We start from the raw sequence: 20386 nt of genomic DNA on the forward strand, positions 1-20386 counted from the left end.
AGCCTCTGTGATCGTGCGAGGGCCGCGGGCGCAGCGGCCGGTGGGAACGGCGGGATCCGTGCGGAGGCCCGGCAAGCCCCCGCACGGATCCGTCAGGTCACTCCGGGGTACCCGGGTCTTCCATGGACCTGCAGCAGTTGCTGCCGCTGCTCGTCAGGCTGACGGTGGCAGCGGCGCTCTGCGTGGTGCGGGCCTCCATGTTCTGCAGCTTGAGGACGCTCATCCGGATCACCTCCTCCGAGGGGCGAGTGCGCGGGACGCGCGGCTGACATCGGGTCGTACCGGCCGATCGGCACGCCTCACTCAACGCCATCCGCGCCACCCGTACATGGGTGCTGCCCGCGCAGAATCCCGTCCCGCGCCCCCACGGAATGCTCGCCTCTCCGGTGGGGTGAATGGTGGTGGTCGCCACGCCTGCGCAGGCAGGTGGAGGGGGCAAGACAGGTGGAGGGGGCGCAAGACAGGTGGAGGGGTTCTCCCGCCGGAGCAGGAGAACCCCTCCACCCAGTGCTCGTCAGGGCGTGACGACGTCCGTCAGCCGAAACACCCGAGCGTCTCGTCGAAGCCCGCGCAGCGCCACTTGACCCACCAGTAGCAGCCCTCGCCCGTCACCTTCAGGCACTTGTTGTCACCGAAGATGCCCACGGTGAGCTTGCCCCGGACGACGCCCAGGCTCTTCTCCCAGCTGACGCTGTTCATCTTGGAGGTGAGGTGGAAGCCTTCCGACCAGATCACCTTGCCGGAGAGCTTGATTCCCACCTCGGCGCGGGCGGTCCACTCGCTGCCGCCGCTGAACTCGATGCCGCCGTAGACGCTGATGGGGCCGATGACCTGGAACTCCCAGGGCTCCCACCTGTCGGTCTCGCCGGTCACCGACTTGATGATCGTGGGCGGCTCGACGCCCTCGGCCTCGAAGCGCCGGGCCTCGGAGACGAAGTGCTGTTTCACCTCCTCGGCGGTGGTGGCGGGCTCGTCGTCCTTCTTCCGTTCGTTGATGGCCCGGGCCAGTTGGTCCCAGACGCCGGGGTCGATTCCTTGGAGTCCGGTAGCGGGATCGGTTGCCATGGTCCGTTTCCCTCCGCGGTAGGCGGTACCACGCGCCAGGCGCGTGTACTGCACACCTGCCCGGACCGGCCGGCGTAAGCCTCAGTCGTCCTCTATTCACAACAAAGCGTGAAGATTCGCTCACCCGTGCGGGACGATGGCGACGGGGCAGGCCGCGTGGTGCAGCGCCGTGTGGCTGACCCGGCCGAGGTGCAGTCCCCGGTGGTCCTGCCGCCGGGAGGCGCCCAGCACCAGCAGGCCGGCGTCGGCCGACGGCTGGAGCAGCGCCTTGTGGGCTGGTCCTTCGACGATCGTGCGCCGGATCGTGACCTGGGGGTACTCGCTCTGCGCCGCGTCGAGCACCTCCTCCAGGACGTCGGTGGCCTGCTCCGCGTAGACGCGTGCGCTGTCGTCCAGGACCATGAGCGGGTCCGTGGGCTGCTGCGGCGCGCGCCAGGCCCGTACGGCCTCGACCTCGCAGCCCCGCCGTTCGGCCTCGCGCAGGGCGAAGCGCACGGCGCCGGCCGCCTCCTGTCCTTCCTCGACGCCGACGACGACCTTGTGAGCCGTGCCGCGGATGTTGCGCTCCTCTCCGCGCACGACCGTCACCGGGCAGTGCGCGCGGCCCGCCACGGCGAGACTCACCGACCCCAGCAGCATCCCTCTGAGCACTCCGCGCCCCGAGGAACCGGTGACCAGCGCGGCCGCCTTCCGTGACTCGTCCACGAGCGCATCCGCGGCGTCGCTCGGCACCGTCACGGCATCCACCTTCACCTCCGGATGCAGCTGCCCGGCGCGCTGCCGGGCGGCGGCGAGGACACGCTCGGCCATGAACCCGTCCGCGGGCCGTTCATCATTGAACGACGGCACGGGCCCTTCGTAGCGCTCCCACAGCGAGGCGTGGACGACGCGCAAGGAAAGCCCGAAGCGAGCGGCTTCCTCCACCGCCCAGTCGAGCGCCACGAGGCTGCCGTCGGAGCCGTCGACACCGACGACCAGAGGAAACTCCATCGCTCCCACCGCCTCGTACCGAAAGGGGTTCTGCTCCTTCCCTTCCATGATCCTGCTTCATCGGCGATTGCGTCACAGGGACGCCCGGCGACCCCCGCCTCCTCACGCCGCGTGAGGTTCGAACCCGCCCGCGCAGGCAGCGCGGGGAACCCCACTTCCGCACGCCCGGGTCACCGGCTTCCGAGGGCGCGGTTCCGAGCCCACTATCAGGGCGAAGGCTGGAAACGAGAGAGGGAAACCCGTGAAATCGAGGAACTTCCGCCTCGCTCCGGCGGTGGCGGTGGCCACCGCGGGACTGCTGTTCGCCGGCACGGCGGGGGCGGCCGTCGCGGCTACGTCGGACGAGTCCCCGCCCCCGGCGAGCAGTGCCCCGAGCGAGGAGGCGCAGGCCGACTGGAAGCCGGGCGCCTGGTACGACGACGAGGCGGCCTGCAAGAAGGCCGGCGAGCAGGGCAAGAAGGACAACAAGTGGCGTGAGTACCGCTGCAAGCGCGAGGAGAGGCACCCCGGCCAGTACGACCACCAGTGGCATCTGTACTACCGCGCTTAGCAGAACGGAACGGCCGGTACGGCGCCGCGCCCTCCGGGCGACGCCTGGAGGGACGTGCGGCCCGGGGGCGTGCACTACGCGGCCGGGGCCAGGCCGAGGGCGGGGACGGTCCGTTCGTAGGCGTGTCCCGCACGGAGCACCGTGGCTTCGCCGAAGGGGCGCCCCATCAGCTGCATGCCGATGGGCATGCCCGCCGCGTCCCGGCCGACCGGCAGGGTCAGGGAGGGGACGCCGGTGATGTCGGCGGGCGCCGACAGGCGCACATAGGCGTCGGAGACGCTCTCCACGCTCCCGTCGCCCCAGGTCACGGTCGGCCGGCCGGACTCCACGGCGGTGAGCGGCACGGTCGGTGCGGCGATGACGTCGACCGTCTTCAGCATCTCCCGCCAGGCCTGCTGCATCAGGGTGCGGGCGCGCTGGGCCCGGAGGTAGTCCCCGGCCGTCATGAGCTCGCCCGCCTCCAGGAGCACGCGGACGTCGGCCCCGTACAGGCCGGGGACCGCCCGCAGCGTCCGCTCGTGATAGGCGGAGGCCTCGGGCACCATCAGGCCCCACTGGGTCGGCTGGACGTAGCGCGCCATCGGGATCTCGACCTCGACGAGCCGGGCGCCGAGTTCCTCCAGCCGGCCGATGGCCCGGCGCACGGAGGCTTCGACTTCGGGGTCCACCCGGTCGAAGTAGTAGTTGCCCGGCACGCCGACCCGAAGCCCCGTCAGGTCCGTTTCGGCGCCCGGCCGGTAGTCCACGGGAGGAGCCGCGACGGACGCGGGGTCGCGCGGGTCGTGACCGACCAGGGCGGCGAGGACCAGCGCCGCGTCCTCCACCGTGCGCGTGAGGGGACCGACATGGTCGAGCGACCAGGCCAGCGAGGTCACCCCGTACCGGGGCACCAGCCCGTACGTCGGCTTCAGGCCGACCACGCCGTTCAGCGCGGCGGGCACCCGGATCGACCCGCCGGTGTCGGTGCCCAGGGTGAAGGTGGCGGCCCCCGCGGCCACGGCGGCGGCCGAACCGCCGCTGGAGCCGCCCGCCACCCGCTCCCGGGCCCAGGCGTTGGCGGTCTGAGGCGTGGTCAGGCCGTAGGCGAACTCGTGCGTGTGGGTCTTGCCGACGAACACCGCGCCGGCCGAGGCGAGGCGCGCGGCGACCGTGCTGTCGGTCTCCGCCCGGTGACGGGCCCGCACCCGGGAACTCGCCGTGGTGGGCATCCCGGCCACGTCGATGAGGTCCTTCAAACCGGCGGGTACGCCGTGCAGCGGACCTCTGGGCGCGCCGCCGGAGATCTCGGCCTCCGCCTTTCGCGCCGCCTCTCGCGCGTGGTCCGCCGTCACCGTGACGAAGGCTCCCAGCCGCGGCTCGACCTGCTCGATGCGCTTCAGCACCGAGTCCACCAGCTCGACCGGCGAGATCCGCCGGGTGCGTACGGCCTCGGCCGCGCCGGCCAGGGTCAGTGCGTAGGGCTCGTCCGACCCGTCGGCCTGGTACGGCTTGTGCTGCTCATGCGGCTGCATCGTGCTGCTCCCATCCCGCGTGGTACGCGGCGGACGGCGGTGTGTCGCCGAAGTCCAGCTCGCGCAGGACGGAGACGACGGAATGGATGTGGTCGGCGGTGGCGGCCACTCCCGCGTGGCGCTCCCGCACCAGCGGGAGCCCGGCTCGTGCGGCCCAGCGGGCGGCTTCGGGGGGAGTGAGGTCGGTGAAGGACATGCGGTGCCTTCCTGAGCGCTAAAGCTAACAGCTTGCGTTAGTGGACAGTAGGGCCTACGGTCGCTTAAAGCAAACTCATAGCTTTTATTGCGAAGGTCCGTCATCCCGGCCCCTTTTGAGCCGCGGGAAAGGAAGCACACGCATGCGCACAGCACGGCTCGCCGAGCAGGCCCCCTCCTCCGGTGCCTCCGCGGCCCACTGGACCGTCGGGGAGGTCGCGGTCCACCGCATCGACGAGATCCCGCTGCCGCCCCCGACCGGACCGTGGCTCCTGCCGGCCGCCACGGCGGACGTCGTCGCCGAACACGACTGGCTGCGGCCCGACTTCGCCGGCACGGACGGCGTCCTGCGCCTCGACAGCCACAGCTTCGCACTGGTCGTGGACGGACTGCGCGTCCTCGTCGACACCGGGATCGGCAACGGCAAGACGAGGGCGAACCCCGCGTGGCACGACCTCCGCACGGACTACCTCGCACGCCTCGCCGCCGCCGGATTCACCCCCGAGAACGTCGACCTGGTCGTGCTCACCCACCTGCACACCGACCACGTCGGGTGGAACACCCGGCAGGCCGGCGGCGCGTGGGTGCCGACCTTCCCCAACGCCCGCTACCTCACGGCGAAGAGGGAATACGACTTCTGGGCCGCGTACGACATGGACGAGGCGCGGCGCGGCATGTTCGACGACTCCGTCCTCCCGGTCGAGGAGGCGGGACTGCTCGACCTGATCGACGTGCCGGACGACGGCATCGACGTGGCCGACGGCCTGCGCCTGATACCCGCCCCGGGGCATACGCCCGGGCATGTCGCCGTGCAGGTGAGCAGCGCGGGTGCGACGGCCCTCATCACCGGCGACTGCATCCACCACCCCGTCCAGCTGGCGCACCCGGAGATCGGCAGCTGCGTCGACATCGACCCCGTGCAGGCCGAGGCGACCCGCCGCACGCTCCTCGCCCGGCTCGCCGGCACCGGTGCTCTCGTCCTCGGCACGCACTTCCCCTCGCCGACCGCCGGGCGCGTGGTCGGCGACGGCGACGGCTACCGGCTCGAAGCCGTGACCGGCGACGTCCGGCCCGGCGCATTCTGTGGGGCTCCCGTCGGGCGCGCGGGTCGTGCCGGCAGCGGATCAGCGGGCGGCGCCGAAGCCCTCCACGGCCTCCTGCGCGAGACGGCGCGCGTACGCGGGGGTGAGGCCGTCGGGGCGGAACAGGATGCGGTACATCATCGGCGCCACGACCCGGTCGAGCACGGTCTCGGCGTCGGGGGCGTCCTCGCCGCGCTCCGCGGCCCGGGCGAGCATGGTGCCGATCTGGCCCGCCGCGTAGTCCGAGCACTGCCCTGCGTTGTCCCCGTCGGGGTCTCCCAGCAGGGCGTCGCGGATGTAGGCCCGTCCCGCCGGGGTCGCCATCTCCTCCAGGAACTGCTCGGCCCAGCTCTGCAGGTCGTCCAGCAGGCGGCCGCGGTCCTCCGGGAGAGTGTCCGGACGCAGGTGCTCGACGGCGACGTCCGAGAGCAGCTCCTGCAGGTCGCCCCAGCGTCGGTAGATCGTCGAGGGGGTGACTCCGGCACGGGCCGCGAGCAGCGGGATGGTCAGTTCTGCGCGCCCCACCTCGGCCTGGAGTTCGCGGACGGCGGTGTGGACCGCCTGCTGGACCCGTGCGCTGCGGCCCCCGGGGCGAACCATCGGCTTGCGACTCATACGGCCAGCTTAAAGCAAATTTCTTGCATCAGTCTGTACGGGTCCGGACGGCACCGGAGCGGGGCGACGAGGTGCCCCGCCGCCCCGCCCCGCCCCGCCGCGCGGCTCAGCGCTCTGGTGCCGCCGTGCCCGCTGCCGCACCCAGTGCCGCGCGCAGGGCCGCGGCGAAGTCGGCCGGGTGCGTCAGGAATCCCACGTGTCCGCCCGGGAAGCCGACGACGTCGCTGCCGGTGTGCTCCGCCAGGGTCCGCGTGACGCGGTGCATCAGTGTCTCGGGCCCCTCGCTGCCGGCCACCAGGGCGAACGGTGCCGTGCGCAGCGCGTCGACGTCGGGCCGGAAGCGGGTGAAGGAGCGCAGTTCGTACGCCAGGCACGTCTCCATGTTGGCGTGGACGCGGGCCAGCATCTCCCGGACCGGGGCGGGGAGGCCCGACGCCGACGCCGGAGGTGGTCCCTCCACGCCGATCGCCGCACTGAACCTCTGCATCGCGACGTCGGTGCCGGCCTGTTGGTAGAGCTCGTACACCTCCTGGCAGAGCGCGTGCCACTCGTCCGCGTCGGGGAGCAGGTCGATCACGAACGGCTCGTGCGCGACCAGCGCCCGCACCCGGCCGGGGTGCCGGACCAGGAGGTCCATGCCGACCATGCCGCCGTAGCTGGTGCCGAAGACGTACGCCGGTTCGCCGGCGGCCACCGTGTCCAGCAGCAAGTGGGCGTCGCGGGCGTGCTCTTCGATCCACTGCGGGGCGGGGGAGCCGGTGAAGCGGCTGCGGGAGTTGCCGCGGGGGTCGTAGGTGATGACGGTGTGGTCCGCCGCCAGCGTGTCGGCCAGCGGGCCGAACACGGCCGCGTCGCCGTCACCGCCGTTGATGAGGAGAAGGGGTGGGCCCGATCCGCGTACTTCGTAGTAGATCTCGGCCCCGGGCGCGGTCATCATGCCTGTCTTCATAGGGCCTCAGAGTGCACCGTCGCCGGGGCGCCGGGCAATACCCCGGAAAAGCCGCTAACCGGGCTCTTCAGATCAGAGGTGCTCCGCAAGAACAAGATCCGGCCCGTCTTCCCCTTCCGAGGACGCCTGGAGTACCCATGAAGGAGGGCGACCGCCGGACCGGTCGCACGGGAGAACGGGGAGGCATACGGTGCACAAGAAGCCCTTGGAAAGCGGCTGGTACATCGACGAGCGCTGCACGAACTGCGACGTCGCACGGCAGCTCGCCCCGGACCTGATCGGCGAGGCCGACGGCCGGTCGGTCCTCCTCCGGCAGCCACGGAACCCCTCCGAGGCGGCGCGACTCGGCGCCGCGGCACACGCCTGCCCCACCCGGTCCATCCGCCCCGCGACCCGCCGCCTCGACGCGTCGCCGGACCCCTTCCCGATGGCCCTGGACGACACCGGCACCGGCGCGGGCGCCGTGTACCTCTGCGGCCACAACTCCCCGCACACCGCGGGGGCCAACTCCTACCTCCTGCGGCGCCCCGACGGCACCCTGATGATGGTGGACACCCCGCGCTGGGGCCCGGCGCTCGCCGCACGCTACGCGGAACTCGGCCCCGTCACCGACGTCCTCCTCACCCACCGGGACCACGCCGCGCACGGCCGCCGCTACGCCGACCGCTTCGGCGCCCGGCTCTGGATCCACGAGGGCGACCTGGACGCGGCCCCGGACGCCGACCGGATCCTGCGCGGCACCGAGCCGGCCGGCATCGCCGAAGGAGTGACCGCGCACCCGCTGCCCGGGCACACGCGCGGCAGCGTGCTGTACCTCGCCGACGACCGGTACTGCTTCAGCGGCGACAGCTTCTACTGGTCGCGCACCACGGCGGATCTGGAAGTGGCCCACAGCGTCACCTGGTACTCCATCGAGGAACTGGCCGCGTCACTGGCCCGCACGGCCGGACGGCTGCGCTTCGAGTGGGTACTGCCGGGCCACGGCGACCGCCGGCACCTCCCGGCCGATGCCATGGCCCGACGGCTTCGCGACCTGACCGCCCGCGTCGGTCAACTCCGGCCCCGCCCCATCGACTTCGCCGCCGTGCGCTGGTGAAACGACCACCGGAAGCCGACCGGTTCTCCCGATGCGAGGAGGCCCCGGAAAGGGCTGGACGGCATGGGTGAATCGTGATCAGGTTGCGGACATGAGCTCCTTGATACGCCATGTCACCATCGACTCCGCCGACCCCTACGCTCTGGCGACGTTCTGGGCTGCTGCCCTGGACGGCTCGCTCGCCGACGACGACTACCCCGGAGACCCGGAGGCCACGGTCACGAGCGCGGCGGTCTCGCTGCTCTTCGTCACGGTCGACGACCGCAAGACGGTGAAGAACCGTGTGCACCTGGATCTCCAACCCCAGGACCGCACCCGGGACGAAGAGGTCGAGCGCCTGCTGTCCCTCGGCGCCGTGATGCAGGGCGACCACCGCAAGGCCGACGGCTCGGGCTGGGTGACGCTCCACGACCCCGAGGGCAACGAGTTCTGCGTCGAGCGCAGCGCGGCGGAGCGAGCGAAGGGCTGAAAGGCCGAAGGACCGAGCCAGTGAGCCGGGCACCGGGCCCGGCCCAGTCGAAGTCCTCGCATCAGTCGAAGTCCTCGAACGCGGGGCGGCGGCCCGCGCGACGCCGTACGAATCCGCGCCGGCCGGCGAGCAGGGCGATGCCCGTCCACCCGGCGACGCCCGTGACGAGAGCGGCGAACTGCCCGTCCGGGTCGACGTCGGAGGCCGCTTCCAGCGGGACGACGCCCTTCGGGTCGCTGATGACATCGACCTGGTCGCCCACCTTCCACTGCGGGTGGTCGCCGTCGTAGTCCAGGGTCTGCTTGAGCTCGCCCGACCGGCCGGTGAGAGTGAAGCGGTGGGCCGATCCGCTGTCGGCGGAGATGCGGACGGTCTCGCGGACGCCCCGCTCGTCGAGCGTGGACTCGGGCGCGTACTGCACCGAACCCACGAGCACGAACACCGCCGGCAGGAAGGAGAGGAAGGCCAGCCACCAGGCGCAGTGGAGGAAACGCAGGACGAGCGCGAAGACCCCGCACCCGATGAGCCCGGTGATGATCGGGATCAGGTCCGTGCCCAGTGCGACGTACGAGATTCCGGTGTTGACCGCGGCAATGATCCAGCCGAGCCCCACCACGGCGAAGGTGAACAGGAGGTACAAACCCCTGTCCACCGTCCCGCCCTGCGATTTCTTCATGTCCACTTCAGCCACCGACGCAGCATAGGCAGCCGACCCGCAAGGATCGCCCACCGGGGGCGGCAGCTTCGCGGGCCCCGTCTCCGGGGCCCGCGACCGCAGGTCAGTTGGCGGCGGCGCCGAACCAGCGCGGCAGGTGGCCGAGCAGATCCTGCTGGTCCTCACCGGCCCACGCCACGTGGCCGTCCGGCCGCAGCAGCACCGCGGGCGCGTCCAGTTCCTCGCTGACGTCGACGACGTGGTCGACCCGGTCGGCCCAGCCGTCCACCGAGAGGCGGCCGGTCTGGTCGAGCAGCAGACCGCGGCCGCCGTGCATCAGCTCGTAGAGGCGCCCCTGCTTCAGCTGCAGGTCCCGCATCCGCCGGCCGAGCAGTTCGTGGCCCTCGCCGAGGTCGTAGCGGACCCCGACCGCGGTGATCATCTCGGTCACGTACCGGTTCACGACCTCGAATTCCAGGAGCTCCGAGAACAGCTCCTTCAGTGCCATCGCGCCCGCATCGGTCCGCAGCAGCACGCTCTGCGCCCGGGTGTTGAGCACGACGCGGGCACCCACCGGGTGCCGCTCGGCGTGGTAACTGTCCAGCAGCCCCTCCGGCGCCCAGCCGCCCACCTCGGCGGCCAGCTTCCAGCCGAGGTTGAACGCGTCCTGCACACCGAGGTTGAGCCCCTGCCCGCCGACCGGCGGGTGGATGTGCGCCGCGTCGCCGGCCAGCAGCACCCGGCCGACCCGGTAGCGCTCGGCCTGCCGGGTGGCGTCGCCGAACCGGGAGAGCCAGCGCGGCGAGTGCACGCCGAAGTCGCTGCCCGCGACCTCCCGAAGTCGCTGCTTGAACTCCTCCAGGGTCGGTGCGGCACGCTCCTCGGCCACGCCGTCGGCGGGCACGATGACGCGGTACGTCGTCCCGTCCGCGTTGGGGACGACGCCGAACCGCACGTGGGTCTTGCTGACCTCGGCCGCCACGGCGGTCACCGTCGCCGGGTCCTCGGCCACCTCCATGTCGCCCAGCAGCGTCTCGACCGTGGGGGGCTCGCCGGGGAAGCCGACGCCGATCAGCTTGCGCACCGTGCTGCGGCCGCCGTCACAGCCGACGACGTAGCGCGAGCGCAGCCGCGTGCCGTCCGTCAGCTCGACGGTCACCCCGTCCTCGTCCTGGCTCAGCCCGGCCACCTCGCAGCCGCGCCGCACCTCGGTGCCGAGCTCGGCGGCGCGCTCACCCAGCACGCGCTCGGTGACCGGCTGCGGCATGGCGAGGCCGTACGGGTGCGCGGTGTCCATCTGCTCCGGCCACGGCGTGGGGAAGGCGGCGAACGGACCGCCGACCGTGAACGGCTCGCTGACCTCGCGGAACCGCTCCAGCAGGCCGCGCTGGTCCATCACCTCGACGCTGCGCACGTGCAGGCCCCGCCCGCGGGACTCGGTGGTCGGCTCCGCCAGCTTCTCCAGCACGACCACGTGCACGCCGTGCAGCCGCAGCTCGCCGGCCAGCATCAAGCCGGTCGGGCCGCCGCCGACCACGATGACGTCAATCATGAATCCCCCATCAAACAAACATAAATGTGACAACGTCAGATCTCGGCCGACTGCCGTGCATGCCGGACGCACCGTCCTGCACCACCACGCAGCGTGACCCGTACGTGGACAACAGCACACGTACGTCGTGGCTCCGTTATTTCCGCAGGCTCTGGCCGAGGTTGATGATTGTGCAGTACGAACGGGGCCTTGCCGCAAGCCCCCTGGTGCGCTATAAGTTAAGAGTGGCAAGGAGCGGGTGATTCCCCTTGCCTGTTGCCGTCCACTGCGTGCGGACGAATCCCCGTCAGCCTCGGGTCAGGCAGAAGGGATGCCCGGCCGGGTCGGTCAGGACGCGCCATCTGTTTTCGTTCGGTTGGTACTCCGGCTTGCCCGCTCCCAGCTCCAGGAGGAGGGCCTCCGCCTCGTCGAGGTCGTCGACCTCGAAGTCGAGGTGGATCTGCTGCGGCACGGTCCGGCCGGGCCAGCGGGGAGCCTGATAGTCGTCGACCCGCTGGAAGCCGATGAAAAGCCCGTCCTCGCGGGTGAGGCCGGCGAAGTCACCGTCAGATTTAGGGTGCGGCTCAAGGCCGGTGGCCTGCTGATAGAAGGCGGCCAGCGCCTCGGGGTCCGCGCAGTCGAGCGTGATCGCCGTGAGCTTCATCTGCGGGGACATGGAAACTCCGTGACGGCCGGTCATGCTGCGGGTTCGGACTCGTATGCCGTCACATCGTAGTGATCAGCGCTGCGCCTCGCCCCCGGTTTCGAACGTACGATCCTCTCATCCGGTTCGCCGACGCGATCCGTAACGGGGCCCGACAAGAGCCCTGGCCAGGTCTTCCAGGGAGGTTCCCGATGTCTGCATGTGCCGATCCCGCAGGGGGCGGTGGTCTGCTGCTGCCCGCGGAGAAGGGGCGGCGCGCGGTGGGGCACCTCGGCATCGTCCTGACCGTGGTGGCGGGCCTGCTGCTGCTCGAAGTGGTCGCGGGCCTGGGAGTCGTGCTGCTGACGAGCGCGGGCATGGAGATCATGACGCTTCCCGACGTGGCCGGGTACACGGCATTGCCGGTGGCCGGGGGAGTGCTCACGCTGCCGGTGTTCCTCCGCTCGTGGCGGCAGCCCGCACTGCGGATCGACGCGGCAGGCATCAGTAAAGTGCAGCGGCGCGGCGTCGAGACCGTCCCCTGGTCGGCCCTCGACGCGGTCCAGTTCACGCGGAACCGTGGCGTCCTGGTGCTCCGCGTGCGCGCGGGTGCCACCCTTCCTTGGAAGGACCGTGCGCTGGAGCAACCCCTGGCCCTGCCGTACTACGCCCTGGGCAACATGTTCCGGCCCCGGCGCCGGCGCGAGCACCACGACCTCATCGTCGCCGCGGTGGAACGCTTCGCGCCGGGCGCGTACGACGACCGGCCCTGGCGGTTCCGGAAAGCCCACCACAAGGCCGCAGTGACGAGCTGAACGAACGTGGCCGCGAGCGACGGCGGCCCGGCTGCAGGTCTTCCCGGAACGCCGGTGCGTGAACCAGGATGTGTCGCCACGGGAAGCACGTGAAGGAGCCGGTCACCGGCACCGGCACCGGCGGCCTCGTCGGCCGGGACCGCCGGCCGGGGGCGCCGGAGGCCGCCGCCCCGGCACCGGCACGCGTCCGCCCGTACGACCCCGGTACGAGAGACCTGTCAGGAGAACGGCATGCACACCGCCCCCCGGCCCCCCTCCCCGTCCGCCCCCGTCGCCCCGCAACTGGACGCCGTCGTCGTCGGGGCCGGCTTCTCCGGCCTCTACCAGCTGTACCGGCTGCGCGAACTGGGCCTGCGCACCCGCGTCTTCGAAGCGTGCGAGGACATCGGCGGAACGTGGTACCGGAACCGGTACCCCGGAGCCCGCTGCGACGTCGAGAGCACGTCGTACTCCTTCTCCTTCTCTCCCGAACTGGACCAGGAGTGGGAGTGGAGCGAGCGGTACGCGACGCAGCCGGAGCTCCTGCGCTACCTCCACCACGTCGCCGACCGCTTCGACCTGCGCAAGGACGTCACCCTGCAGACCCGCGTGACCCGCGCGGTGTACGACGAGGGCGCTCACCTCTGGCAGGTCACCACCGACAGCGGGGAGACGGTCACCACCCGGTTCGTCGTGCTGGCCACCGGCTGCATGTCGGCCGTCAAGGAACCGGACATACCCGGAGCCGGCACCTTCGCCGGCCGGGCCCTGCACACCGCCGACTGGCCGCACGAGGGCGTCGACCTCACCGGCAGACGGGTCGCCGTGATCGGCACCGGCTGCTCCGGCGTCCAGGCCATCCCGCTCCTCGCCGAACAGGCCGCCTCACTCACGGTCTTCCAGCGCACGCCCGTCTACGCGCTGCCCGCCCTGAACCGGCCGCTGTCCGCAGCGGAGAACGCCGCATTCAAGGCCCACTACCCGGAGTTCCGCGCCGCCCAGCGCCGCTCCCGCGGAGGCACCGTCTTCGAGCTGCCGACCCGCTCGGCCCTGGAAGTGGACGAGGCGGAGCGCACGGCCACCTACGAGAAGGGCTGGGAGACGGGCCTGCTCAGCGGCCTCCTGCGCACGTACACCGACATCCTCGCCGACCGGGCCGCCAACGAGACCGTCGCCGAGTTCGTCCGCTCCAAGATCCGCTCGATCGTCACCGACCCGGCCACGGCCGAGACGCTCTCGCCGCGCACCTTCCCCTTCGGCACCAAGCGTCCCTGCCTGGACACCAATTACTACGCCACCTACAACGAGCCGCACGTGAACGTCGTGGACCTCACCGAGACGCCGATCGTGGAGATCACACCGCGAGGCATCAAGACCTCGGACCGGGAGCACGCCGTCGACGTCATCGTCTTCGCCACCGGCTTCGACGCCATGACCGGATCCCAGGTCGCCGTGGACATCGTCGGCAAGGGCGGCACCACCCTCAGGGAGAAGTGGGCCGACGGCCCCCGCAACCACCTGGGCCTGCTCTCGGCCGGGTTCCCGAACCTCTTCACCGTCATCGGCCCCCTCAGCCCCTCGGTGCTCAGCAACGCCGTGGTGTCCATCGAACAGCACGTGGAGTGGATCACCGACTGCATCGCCCACCTGCGGAAGAACGACATCACCGAGATCGACGCCACCCCGAGCGCGGAGGAGGAGTGGTGCGCCCACGTCGCCGACCTCGCCTCCCGGACCCTCTACCCGGACGTCGCCTCCTGGTACACGGGGGCGAACGTGCCGGGCAAGCCCCGGGTGTTCCTGGCCTACACGGGCGGCGCGGACCGCTACCGGGCGGAATGCGACGCCGCCGCGCGGGACGGGTACCGCGGTTTCGTCCTGTCGGGCGCCGCCGGCTGAGGGGCTCGACCCCGGGTTTGCTCCCCGGGCCGTTCCCCGGTCCACTCGCCGTTCCCGGGCGGGCCGATCCTCCCGATCAGCTCGCCCGCGGCGGCATGGCCGCCAGCGCAGCCTTCGTGATGTCCTGCGCTTCCGCCTCGCAGGCAGGGTGCCTGGCGGCGTCGAGGTAGACGCGTACGACGAGGTTGCCGTCACGGACGTTGAGCTGGCAGCTCTGCCGGTCGGGCTGGGACGCCGACCAGTACGCGGCGTCGCCGAAGCCGAGGCCGTCCGCGCGGCGCTCGCCCTTCGCGCCGCCGGCGAACCGCTCCTGTGCCTCTCCCGTGCCGTTCTCATCGGGGTCCGAGCGGTACAGGTCCCACGAGACCCTCGCGCTGGGGAAGGCGTTCCAGCCGTCCGACTGGGGCTGGTCCTTGTCGTGCCAGGAGCACATGGTGCTCGCCTCTTCCGCCCTCTCCTGGTAGACGTCCTTGTCCTTCCTGCGCTCTCCCCGCAGGGGAAGCTTGGGAACGGCCTCCGAACACAACGGCATCGTCACGTACCTGTCCGCCGGTCCGTCGCCGTCGTCGTCATCGCGCCGGAGCAGGTACGCGCCCACGCCGAGCCCCGCCGCGAGCACCGCCCCTGCCGTCACCCACGCCACGGGGCGGCGGCGGGGACGGGAGGGCGGGGGAGAGGCGGGAGCGCCGTACGTGGTGAGCACGGCCGTCGGCGGGACGGCGGTGGAGCCGGCGCGGGACAGGACCGCCGTGCGCTCGGGATCGCCGTCGAACAGTCCCCGGACCCGCGCCCGCTGCTCGTCGACCATCCCGTGCACAGCGGGCGGCCACGGCCGGGCCGCCGGCGTCACCGGACCGAGGAGGGCGAGCAGCTCGGCCGGCGTGGGCCGGTCGGCCGGGTTCTTGGCCAGGCAGCGGACCACGATCCCGTGCAGGGCCCGGGGGACAGCGCTCAGGTCGGGCTCGGTGTGGACGAGGTTGTAGAGGGTCAGGAGGGCGGAAGAGCCGGCGAACGGGCTGCGGCCGGTCGCCGCCAGGACGAGGACCGAGCCGAGGGAGAACACGTCGCTCGCCCCGGTCAGCTCGCGGCCCTCCGCTTGTTCGGGCGACATGAAGGGCGGTGAGCCGACCACCCATCCCGTACCGGTGAGCTCGGTGACGTCCCCTGACTCCGCCGCCCGTGCGATGCCGAAGTCGATGACCCGGGCGCCGTCCTCGGCGAGCAGGACGTTCTCGGGCTTGAGGTCGCGGTGGACGAGACCGGCACGGTGGATCTCGTCCAGGGCCGTCGCCAGGCCCACCGCCAGGCGGTGCAGGGCTTCCGGGGGAAGCGCGCCCGCGCGTTCCACGGCCGCTCCCAGCGAGGGGCCGGCCACGAACACCGAGGCGAGCCAGGGCATCTCGGCGTCCGCGTCGGCGTCGAGGACGGCCGCCGTGTACGCACCGGACACTCTCCGCGAGGCCTCCACCTCCCGCCGGAAGCGGGAGCGGAAGCCGTCGTCGGCCGCGTGCCGCGCGTGGACGAGCTTCACCGCCGCCGTCCGGCCGTCCGGCGCGACGCCGAGCAGGACGCGCCCCATGCCGCCCCGGCCGAGTTCGGTGAGGAGGAGGTACGGTCCGGCCTTCTCCGGCAGCGGGTGCGGTGCGTCTCCGGAGGTGCTCACAGGGCCGTCACCGCCGCAACGGCCTGCCGGGCCATGTCCTTCGTGAGGTCCTCGCACGCGCCCTTCGGGTAGTGGACGCCCTGGACCGAGATGAACAGGGACAAGTTGCCGTCCCGGGCGTACAGCAGGCAACTGCTGTCGCTGGGGTTCTTCAGCCACATGCCCTCCTCCGCGAACCCGAGACCGGGGTCACGCGGGGTCTTGGAGCGCATGTACATGCCCTCGTAGTGCTTCTTCGCCTGCTCGGAGCCCGTGGGGCCGTCGGTGCGGGAGCGGTAGAGGTTCCAGGTGACGTCGATCTTGTCGCCGGAGCGGGTGTGCCAGACGCAGGCGGTCGACGGATGCGTGTGTCCGTCGCTGTCGGACTGCTCCCACACCTTGTCGGGGAAGTTGCCCGTGGCTTCGCCGAAACCGTCCGGGGCCTTCATGCTGCGGCGGACCTGCACGCAGGTGGGGACCGTCTTGGTGTACTTGTCCGGGACCTGGGCGAGCGGGGTCGAGCCGGGGGTCGGCACGGGCTCGGGAACGAACGCGTAGTACACGTTGTCCGGGCCGACGGCCAGGACCGTGGCCGCCACCGTCACGAGCGTCACGCCCGCCGCGATCGCGGCGGTCAGCCACCGGGGGCGGCGGCGCGGGGCGGGATCCCCTGACGGCGCGGCGGGGGGCGAGGGGACCGGGCCGGCTGTGGCGGGCACGGGCACGGGCACGGCGACAGGCATGGGCATGGACACGGGTAGGGAGTCGGGTATGGAGTCGGCAGTTGCGGGCGGGGCTGCGGAGCCTGCCGTGGCCGCAAGCCGGGCCGCCTCGGCCCGGCGGTCCGCGACCTGCCGGTACACCGCCTCCGGCCAGGGGCGCGCGGAGGTGGCGAGCGGTCCGATCAGGTCGAGGAGCTGCGCGGGAGTCGGCCGCGCGGCCGGGTCCTTGGCCAGGCACGGCTCGACGATCCGGCGCAGCCGGGGCGGTACGGAGCTCAGGTCGGGGACGTCGTGGGCGACGGAGTGCATGAGCGCGAGCGGCGAGTTGCCGGCGAACGGGGTCCGGCCCGTACTGGCCATGACAAGCGTGACGCCGAGGGAGAACACGTCCCCGGCCGGGCCCGGCCGCTCGCCCCGGACCTGCTCGGGCGCCATGAACGCGGGCGAGCCGATCAGCGCGCCCGTGTGGGTCAGCTTCGTCTGGTGGTCGGCCGCGCGGGCGATGCCGAAGTCGACGACGCGTACGCCGTCCTCGGTCAGGAGAACGTTCGACGGTTTGAGGTCCCGGTGCACGAGATCTGCCCGGTGGATGTCGGCAAGGGCCTGGGCGAGCCCGGCGGCGAGCAGCCGTACCGCCTCCTCGGGCAGCGCGCCGCCCGCTTCCAGTGCCTCGCTCAGCGACGGCCCCGGCAGGAAGAGCGAGGCGAGCCACGGTGTCGGCGCGTCCGGGTCGGCATCGACGACCGGCGCGGTGTAGGCCCCGGACACCCGTCGCGACGCGTCCACCTCCCGCCGGAACCGGGAACGGAACCCGGGATCCTCCGCCAGGTCGGCGTGCACCCGTTTGACGGCCACGAACCGGCCGTCCGGTGCCATCCCGAGCAGCACCTGCCCCATGCCGCCCTGCCCGAGCACCCCGACCGTCCTGAACGGCCCCACGTGCGTCGGTCCGTCCACTCCCAGCATCCGCATGCCGAATCCGTCCTCCCCCTGAATGCGTAGGGATCATAAGGCGGGGCGGGGTTCTTGAGTGGGCGCGGGGCTCCGTGGGTGGCGTCAGGCGGTGTCAGGAACACCGGCCCGGCTGCGGAGGGCGGCCAGTTCATCGGGCCGGACGGCATGGCCGAACTGCGCGGCGGCCCGACGCGAGTCGAGCCGGCCCCCGCTGCCGCCGATACCGGGACGGGCCGGCGGCTGTGGGAGCTGTCGGGACGACTGACGGGCGTACGGTTCGTGATCCCGGCCCGCGCCTGACCGCTGCTGGTGCACTCCTCAGCAAAGAGTCCGCGCCGAAGTGATCTGAAGGTCCGGCCGGAAGTCCATGCTCTGGCCGGGCTTCAGGAGCACGGTGCCCGTGGGCGTCGACAGGTGTGCGATCCGCTGTGTGTTGTTCTCCACCTTCCTTGCGGGGAACGGAGGGGCGAAGTCCCGGCCCCGGCACTGAGGGATCTGGAGGGGCTCGGGGATGCCGATGCCGCCGACGTAGAGGCAAAGGTTTGCCGTCGGGCACAGGAGCGAGGCAGTCGCGGCCGCGGCTGTGCCGGGAGAGGCGGCGGAGGCGGGCACGCCGGCCGCGCCGGTCCCCGCCAGCGCCGCCGCGGTGGCCACGGCCAGCAGCGTCGGCAGGGCGCGGGTGCGTCTGCGGCGGGCAGCGCGGGCGGTTCTGCCGGGCGGTGTGTCGTGGGGTGCGCCCGCGTGCAGGCCCCTGTGCGGATCCTTGCCCAGGCCCAGGCCCATGCCCTTGCCCGGGCCCTGGTGTATGTCCTTGCGTACATCCGTCATGGACGTCGCCTCCTGGAGGTCAAGAGGACGGGCCCCGGGTGGAGCGGAGCGCCCCACCGCGTGCACCGTCCTGTCCTCCTCGATTCAGCGGCCGCCCGAGCCGTGCGTAAAGCCCTATTCAGGCCCGAAGCCCTATTCCGGCCCGCCCTGTTGCGCCAGCCTGCGGACCAGCCGGATCAGGGAGGCGCGCTCGGCCTCCGGGTCGGAGGGGCCGCCGAAGATCATGCGGACGGCCTGGGGGACGGTGAACCACCAGGCGGCCAGGGCCAGGACGGCGTAGAAGAGTTCCTCGGGCCGCAGGCCGGTGTCCAGCACTCCCTCGCGCTGGGTCCGGGCGAGCGCCGCGACGCGCGAGCCGTAGGTGGCGGTGCGCTCCGGTTCCTTGAGCGCGGGGCCGCCACGGTCCTGGAGGCCCTCCCAGTGCAGCAGGCGGACGAACTGCGGGCGGGCCCGGTGGTAGTCGTAGAGCAGACCGGCGTAGTGGCCGAGGTCCTCGGCCTGCTCGGCGGTGAGGGGGATGGTCGTGGCGATGCGCTCGAGCTCCGACTCCAGCACCTGCCCGAAGAGCCGCTGCTTGTTGCCGAAGTACTGGTAGATCCGCTCCTTGTTCACGCCGGCGCGGGTGCCGATGCGTTCGATGCGGGCGCCGTCGAAGCCGTGCTCGGCGAATTCGTCGACGGCCGCGTCCAGGAGGGCTTGTCGGGTGCGTGCGGTGTCCCAGGCCATGCGCCGATCATACGGGATTCCAACCAACCGTTTGGAGATTGCTTGAAAGTTAAGTTAATCTCCAAACGGTTGGTTGGAATTTGATCGTCAAGGAGTCCGCAGCATGTCCGAGCCCACCCCCGCCCCCGCCGCGCCCCAGGCCGGCCCGCCGCCCCGTCACCACATGGCCCTGATGATCTGGGTGTCGGTCTTCCCCACGCTCACCGTGCTGGAGCTGCTGTTCCACCAATGGCTGAAGCGCCTGCCGCTCGTCCTGCAGACCCTCGTCCTCAGCGCGTGCGTCGTCCTCACGGTGGTGTACGTCCTGATGCCGCGACTGCAGCGGCTGCGGGCCCGGCTGCTCATGCGCGCCGCCCGCTGACACCGCACGCCGTGGCGCATGCGTAAGCCCCCCGCCGCAAGACGTGCGACGAGGGGCGGACGGCAGAGAAACGCCGCGCGGGCCGGCGGCATCGTGCCGCCGGCCCGCGCAGTCACGAACGGGTCAGGAGGAGGCGCCGAAGTTCTGCGTCCACCACGGGCCGTTCGACTTGAAGTTGATGCCCACGCCGATCTCCTTGAAGGAGCAGTTCAGGATGTTGGCGCGGTGGCCGGGGCTCTTCATCCAGCCGTCCATCGCCGTACGGGCGTCCTTGGGGCTCTTGAAGATGTTCTCGCCGTACGTGCTCCAGCGGTACCCGGCGGCGGTCATCCGGTCGCCGGGGCTCTTGCCCTCCGGGCTGGTGTGGGCGTAGTAGTCGCGGGCGGCCATGTCGTCGGAGTGGCCCTGGGCCGCCGCCTGCAGCTTCGCGTTGATGGTCAGCGGGGAGCAGCCGGCCTTCGCGCGCTCCGCGTTGACCATGTCGACGACCTGCTGCACGTGCTTGCCGTTCGCGCCGCCGGCCTGGGCGCCGCCGCCACCGCCGGTCGCGGGCTTGCGGGCGCTGCCGGAGCCACTGCCGCTCCCACGGCCCGTCGAGGGGGCCTCATCGGCCTTGTCCTCGGCCGAGGACCGGGTGCCCGGCTTGCCCCCGGCCCCTGCCTCCGCTTCGGTCTTGACCCCGGCCCGGTCCTTGTTCTCCCGGCCCCCGTCCTTGCCCTTGTCCTTGCCCGCGGCCGCCGACGCGCTCGCGCCGGCGCTCGGGGACGCGCTGCTGCTCGCACTGGGAGCGGAGGAAGCAGCCGCCGCCACGGAGGGGTGTTCCTTCAACGGCTCGGTGGGCTGGTCCGTGGCCGGCGCGGACGACGCCGCGGCGTCCGTACGGGTCTCCCCGCCGCCCGACAGCGACTGGGCCACGCCGTAACCGCCGCCCACGACGGCTATCAGCCCCACCGTCCCGCCTATGACCAGGGCCCGACTGGGGCGCTTGCCACGGGCCCGGCGCCGACGCGGGCCCGTGGTGCCGTCGGACGCCGGGTCGGACATCGGGGTCTCGAGTTCACGATTCATGCGGATCACTTCCGGTGCGGGTGTCACTGAGTGCTGGTCCA

At 72.0% G+C, this 20386-nt stretch carries 21 protein-coding genes and 2 pseudogenes; 8 read left to right on the top strand and 15 right to left on the bottom strand.

Going from position 1 to position 20386, the window contains the following annotated elements:
- Nucleotides 1-97: 97 nt before the first annotated feature.
- The 3 genes from NQU55_RS15080 to NQU55_RS15090 form a co-directional block, all read right to left on the bottom strand.
- Nucleotides 98-223 carry a class III lanthipeptide gene (locus NQU55_RS15080; RefSeq protein WP_206329663.1) on the bottom strand — a complete coding sequence of 42 codons (126 nt, stop codon included), beginning with the start codon at nucleotides 221-223 and terminating at the stop codon, nucleotides 98-100.
- 311 nt (nucleotides 224-534) lie between these two features.
- A complete protein-coding gene (locus NQU55_RS15085; RefSeq protein ID WP_168094360.1) occupies nucleotides 535-1065 on the bottom strand; it encodes a hypothetical protein in 531 nt (176 codons plus the stop codon).
- A gap of 120 nt (nucleotides 1066-1185) precedes the next feature.
- Nucleotides 1186-2103: a universal stress protein gene (locus NQU55_RS15090; protein WP_240976620.1), complete on the bottom strand. Its 918-nt coding sequence runs from the start codon at nucleotides 2101-2103 to the stop codon at nucleotides 1186-1188.
- Between the two features lie 193 nt (nucleotides 2104-2296).
- Between NQU55_RS15090 and NQU55_RS15095 the strand changes: the two genes are divergently transcribed.
- Nucleotides 2297-2605 (top strand): hypothetical protein, encoded by a 309-nt coding sequence (locus NQU55_RS15095; protein ID WP_168094361.1) that lies wholly within the window; start codon nucleotides 2297-2299, stop codon nucleotides 2603-2605.
- Nucleotides 2606-2679: 74 nt separating this feature from the next.
- Here NQU55_RS15095 and NQU55_RS15100 read toward each other — a convergent pair whose 3' ends face one another.
- Both NQU55_RS15100 and NQU55_RS15105 read right to left on the bottom strand, forming a co-directional pair.
- A complete protein-coding gene (locus NQU55_RS15100; protein ID WP_240976622.1) occupies nucleotides 2680-4116 on the bottom strand; it encodes an amidase in 1437 nt (478 codons plus the stop codon).
- Entirely contained in the window at nucleotides 4103-4312 is a 210-nt protein-coding gene (locus NQU55_RS15105) for a hypothetical protein (RefSeq protein WP_240976623.1), read from the bottom strand. The genes NQU55_RS15100 and NQU55_RS15105 overlap by 14 nt, the downstream gene beginning before the upstream one ends.
- A gap of 142 nt (nucleotides 4313-4454) precedes the next feature.
- Between NQU55_RS15105 and NQU55_RS15110 the strand changes: the two are divergent.
- A pseudogene (locus NQU55_RS15110) lies at nucleotides 4455-5372 on the top strand (MBL fold metallo-hydrolase); the annotation flags it as partial.
- A gap of 63 nt (nucleotides 5373-5435) precedes the next feature.
- Here NQU55_RS15110 and NQU55_RS15115 read toward each other — a convergent pair.
- Both NQU55_RS15115 and NQU55_RS15120 read right to left on the bottom strand, forming a co-directional pair.
- Entirely contained in the window at nucleotides 5436-6008 is a 573-nt protein-coding gene (locus NQU55_RS15115; RefSeq protein WP_256790684.1) for a TetR/AcrR family transcriptional regulator, read from the bottom strand.
- A 106-nt stretch (nucleotides 6009-6114) separates the two neighbouring features.
- The gene (locus NQU55_RS15120) at nucleotides 6115-6945 is read right to left on the bottom strand and encodes an alpha/beta fold hydrolase (RefSeq protein ID WP_168094364.1); all 831 of its coding nucleotides are present in this window, start codon (nucleotides 6943-6945) and stop codon (nucleotides 6115-6117) included.
- Nucleotides 6946-7147: 202 nt separating this feature from the next.
- Between NQU55_RS15120 and NQU55_RS15125 the strand changes: the two genes are divergently transcribed.
- Entirely contained in the window at nucleotides 7148-8053 is a 906-nt protein-coding gene (locus NQU55_RS15125) for an MBL fold metallo-hydrolase (RefSeq protein ID WP_256790686.1), read from the top strand.
- Between the two features lie 91 nt (nucleotides 8054-8144).
- Nucleotides 8145-8522, top strand: a complete 378-nt coding sequence (locus tag NQU55_RS15130) for a VOC family protein (RefSeq protein ID WP_168094365.1) — start codon at nucleotides 8145-8147, stop codon at nucleotides 8520-8522.
- Nucleotides 8523-8583: 61 nt separating this feature from the next.
- Here NQU55_RS15130 and NQU55_RS15135 read toward each other — a convergent pair whose 3' ends face one another.
- The 3 genes from NQU55_RS15135 to NQU55_RS15145 all read right to left on the bottom strand — a co-directional run bounded on the left by NQU55_RS15135 (nucleotide 8584) and on the right by NQU55_RS15145 (nucleotide 11384).
- Nucleotides 8584-9213 (bottom strand): hypothetical protein, encoded by a 630-nt coding sequence (locus tag NQU55_RS15135; protein WP_256790688.1) that lies wholly within the window; start codon nucleotides 9211-9213, stop codon nucleotides 8584-8586.
- 88 nt (nucleotides 9214-9301) lie between these two features.
- Nucleotides 9302-10729 carry a rifampin monooxygenase gene (gene rox / locus NQU55_RS15140; protein ID WP_256790689.1) on the bottom strand — a complete coding sequence of 476 codons (1428 nt, stop codon included), beginning with the start codon at nucleotides 10727-10729 and terminating at the stop codon, nucleotides 9302-9304.
- A gap of 286 nt (nucleotides 10730-11015) precedes the next feature.
- Complete coding sequence (locus NQU55_RS15145; protein ID WP_168095203.1) at nucleotides 11016-11384, bottom strand: VOC family protein; 369 nt, start codon at nucleotides 11382-11384, stop codon at nucleotides 11016-11018.
- Between the two features lie 179 nt (nucleotides 11385-11563).
- Between NQU55_RS15145 and NQU55_RS15150 the strand changes: the two genes are divergently transcribed.
- Nucleotides 11564-12166 carry a hypothetical protein gene (locus tag NQU55_RS15150; RefSeq protein ID WP_168095202.1) on the top strand — a complete coding sequence of 201 codons (603 nt, stop codon included), beginning with the start codon at nucleotides 11564-11566 and terminating at the stop codon, nucleotides 12164-12166.
- 231 nt (nucleotides 12167-12397) lie between these two features.
- Nucleotides 12398-14044 carry a flavin-containing monooxygenase gene (locus NQU55_RS15155; RefSeq protein WP_168095201.1) on the top strand — a complete coding sequence of 549 codons (1647 nt, stop codon included), beginning with the start codon at nucleotides 12398-12400 and terminating at the stop codon, nucleotides 14042-14044.
- 76 nt (nucleotides 14045-14120) lie between these two features.
- Here the strand turns inward: NQU55_RS15155 and NQU55_RS15160 are convergent, their stop codons facing one another.
- Together NQU55_RS15160 and NQU55_RS15165 are read right to left on the bottom strand one after the other, a co-directional pair.
- Nucleotides 14121-15707 carry a serine/threonine-protein kinase gene (locus NQU55_RS15160; RefSeq protein WP_256790692.1) on the bottom strand — a complete coding sequence of 529 codons (1587 nt, stop codon included), beginning with the start codon at nucleotides 15705-15707 and terminating at the stop codon, nucleotides 14121-14123.
- Complete coding sequence (locus NQU55_RS15165; protein ID WP_256790693.1) at nucleotides 15704-17380, bottom strand: serine/threonine-protein kinase; 1677 nt, start codon at nucleotides 17378-17380, stop codon at nucleotides 15704-15706. The genes NQU55_RS15160 and NQU55_RS15165 overlap by 4 nt, the downstream gene beginning before the upstream one ends.
- Before the next feature lie 102 nt (nucleotides 17381-17482).
- Here NQU55_RS15165 and NQU55_RS15170 point away from each other — a divergent pair.
- Nucleotides 17483-17662 (top strand): annotated as a pseudogene (locus tag NQU55_RS15170) (short-chain dehydrogenase); the annotation flags it as partial.
- An 18-nt stretch (nucleotides 17663-17680) separates the two neighbouring features.
- Here NQU55_RS15170 and NQU55_RS15175 read toward each other — a convergent pair.
- Complete coding sequence (locus NQU55_RS15175; RefSeq protein WP_168097049.1) at nucleotides 17681-18190, bottom strand: hypothetical protein; 510 nt, start codon at nucleotides 18188-18190, stop codon at nucleotides 17681-17683.
- A 132-nt stretch (nucleotides 18191-18322) separates the two neighbouring features.
- The gene (locus NQU55_RS15180; protein WP_256790694.1) at nucleotides 18323-18916 is read right to left on the bottom strand and encodes a TetR family transcriptional regulator; all 594 of its coding nucleotides are present in this window, start codon (nucleotides 18914-18916) and stop codon (nucleotides 18323-18325) included.
- A 103-nt stretch (nucleotides 18917-19019) separates the two neighbouring features.
- Here NQU55_RS15180 and NQU55_RS15185 point away from each other — a divergent pair, with 103 nt between their 5' ends.
- Nucleotides 19020-19277: a putative antibiotic biosynthesis monooxygenase gene (locus NQU55_RS15185; RefSeq protein ID WP_168096684.1), complete on the top strand. Its 258-nt coding sequence runs from the start codon at nucleotides 19020-19022 to the stop codon at nucleotides 19275-19277.
- 123 nt (nucleotides 19278-19400) lie between these two features.
- Here NQU55_RS15185 and NQU55_RS15190 read toward each other — a convergent pair whose 3' ends face one another.
- A complete protein-coding gene (locus tag NQU55_RS15190; protein ID WP_240977045.1) occupies nucleotides 19401-20345 on the bottom strand; it encodes a CAP domain-containing protein in 945 nt (314 codons plus the stop codon).
- Between the last annotated feature and the right edge of the window lie 41 nt (nucleotides 20346-20386).

Origin of the sequence: Streptomyces telluris (assembly GCF_024519335.1) — a bacterium.
GTDB lineage: Bacteria > Actinomycetota > Actinomycetes > Streptomycetales > Streptomycetaceae > Streptomyces > Streptomyces telluris.

Excerpts from the sequence above, each read along its gene's own strand:
- NQU55_RS15080 (WP_206329663.1), bottom strand. The coding sequence starts at position 223 with ATGAGCGTCCTCAAGCTGCAGAACATGGAGGCCCGCACCACGCAGAGC.
- NQU55_RS15085 (WP_168094360.1), bottom strand. The coding sequence starts at position 1,065 with ATGGCAACCGATCCCGCTACCGGACTCCAAGGAATCGACCCCGGCGTC.
- NQU55_RS15090 (WP_240976620.1), bottom strand. The coding sequence starts at position 2,103 with ATGGAAGGGAAGGAGCAGAACCCCTTTCGGTACGAGGCGGTGGGAGCG.
- NQU55_RS15100 (WP_240976622.1), bottom strand. The coding sequence starts at position 4,116 with ATGCAGCCGCATGAGCAGCACAAGCCGTACCAGGCCGACGGGTCGGAC.
- NQU55_RS15105 (WP_240976623.1), bottom strand. The coding sequence starts at position 4,312 with ATGTCCTTCACCGACCTCACTCCCCCCGAAGCCGCCCGCTGGGCCGCA.
- NQU55_RS15115 (WP_256790684.1), bottom strand. The coding sequence starts at position 6,008 with ATGAGTCGCAAGCCGATGGTTCGCCCCGGGGGCCGCAGCGCACGGGTC.
- NQU55_RS15120 (WP_168094364.1), bottom strand. The coding sequence starts at position 6,945 with ATGATGACCGCGCCCGGGGCCGAGATCTACTACGAAGTACGCGGATCG.
- NQU55_RS15130 (WP_168094365.1), top strand. The coding sequence starts at position 8,145 with ATGAGCTCCTTGATACGCCATGTCACCATCGACTCCGCCGACCCCTAC.
- rox (WP_256790689.1), bottom strand. The coding sequence starts at position 10,729 with ATGATTGACGTCATCGTGGTCGGCGGCGGCCCGACCGGCTTGATGCTG.
- NQU55_RS15145 (WP_168095203.1), bottom strand. The coding sequence starts at position 11,384 with ATGTCCCCGCAGATGAAGCTCACGGCGATCACGCTCGACTGCGCGGAC.
- NQU55_RS15150 (WP_168095202.1), top strand. The coding sequence starts at position 11,564 with ATGTCTGCATGTGCCGATCCCGCAGGGGGCGGTGGTCTGCTGCTGCCC.
- NQU55_RS15155 (WP_168095201.1), top strand. The coding sequence starts at position 12,398 with ATGCACACCGCCCCCCGGCCCCCCTCCCCGTCCGCCCCCGTCGCCCCG.
- NQU55_RS15165 (WP_256790693.1), bottom strand. The coding sequence starts at position 17,380 with ATGCGGATGCTGGGAGTGGACGGACCGACGCACGTGGGGCCGTTCAGG.
- NQU55_RS15175 (WP_168097049.1), bottom strand. The coding sequence starts at position 18,190 with ATGACGGATGTACGCAAGGACATACACCAGGGCCCGGGCAAGGGCATG.
- NQU55_RS15180 (WP_256790694.1), bottom strand. The coding sequence starts at position 18,916 with ATGGCCTGGGACACCGCACGCACCCGACAAGCCCTCCTGGACGCGGCC.
- NQU55_RS15185 (WP_168096684.1), top strand. The coding sequence starts at position 19,020 with ATGTCCGAGCCCACCCCCGCCCCCGCCGCGCCCCAGGCCGGCCCGCCG.
- NQU55_RS15190 (WP_240977045.1), bottom strand. The coding sequence starts at position 20,345 with ATGAATCGTGAACTCGAGACCCCGATGTCCGACCCGGCGTCCGACGGC.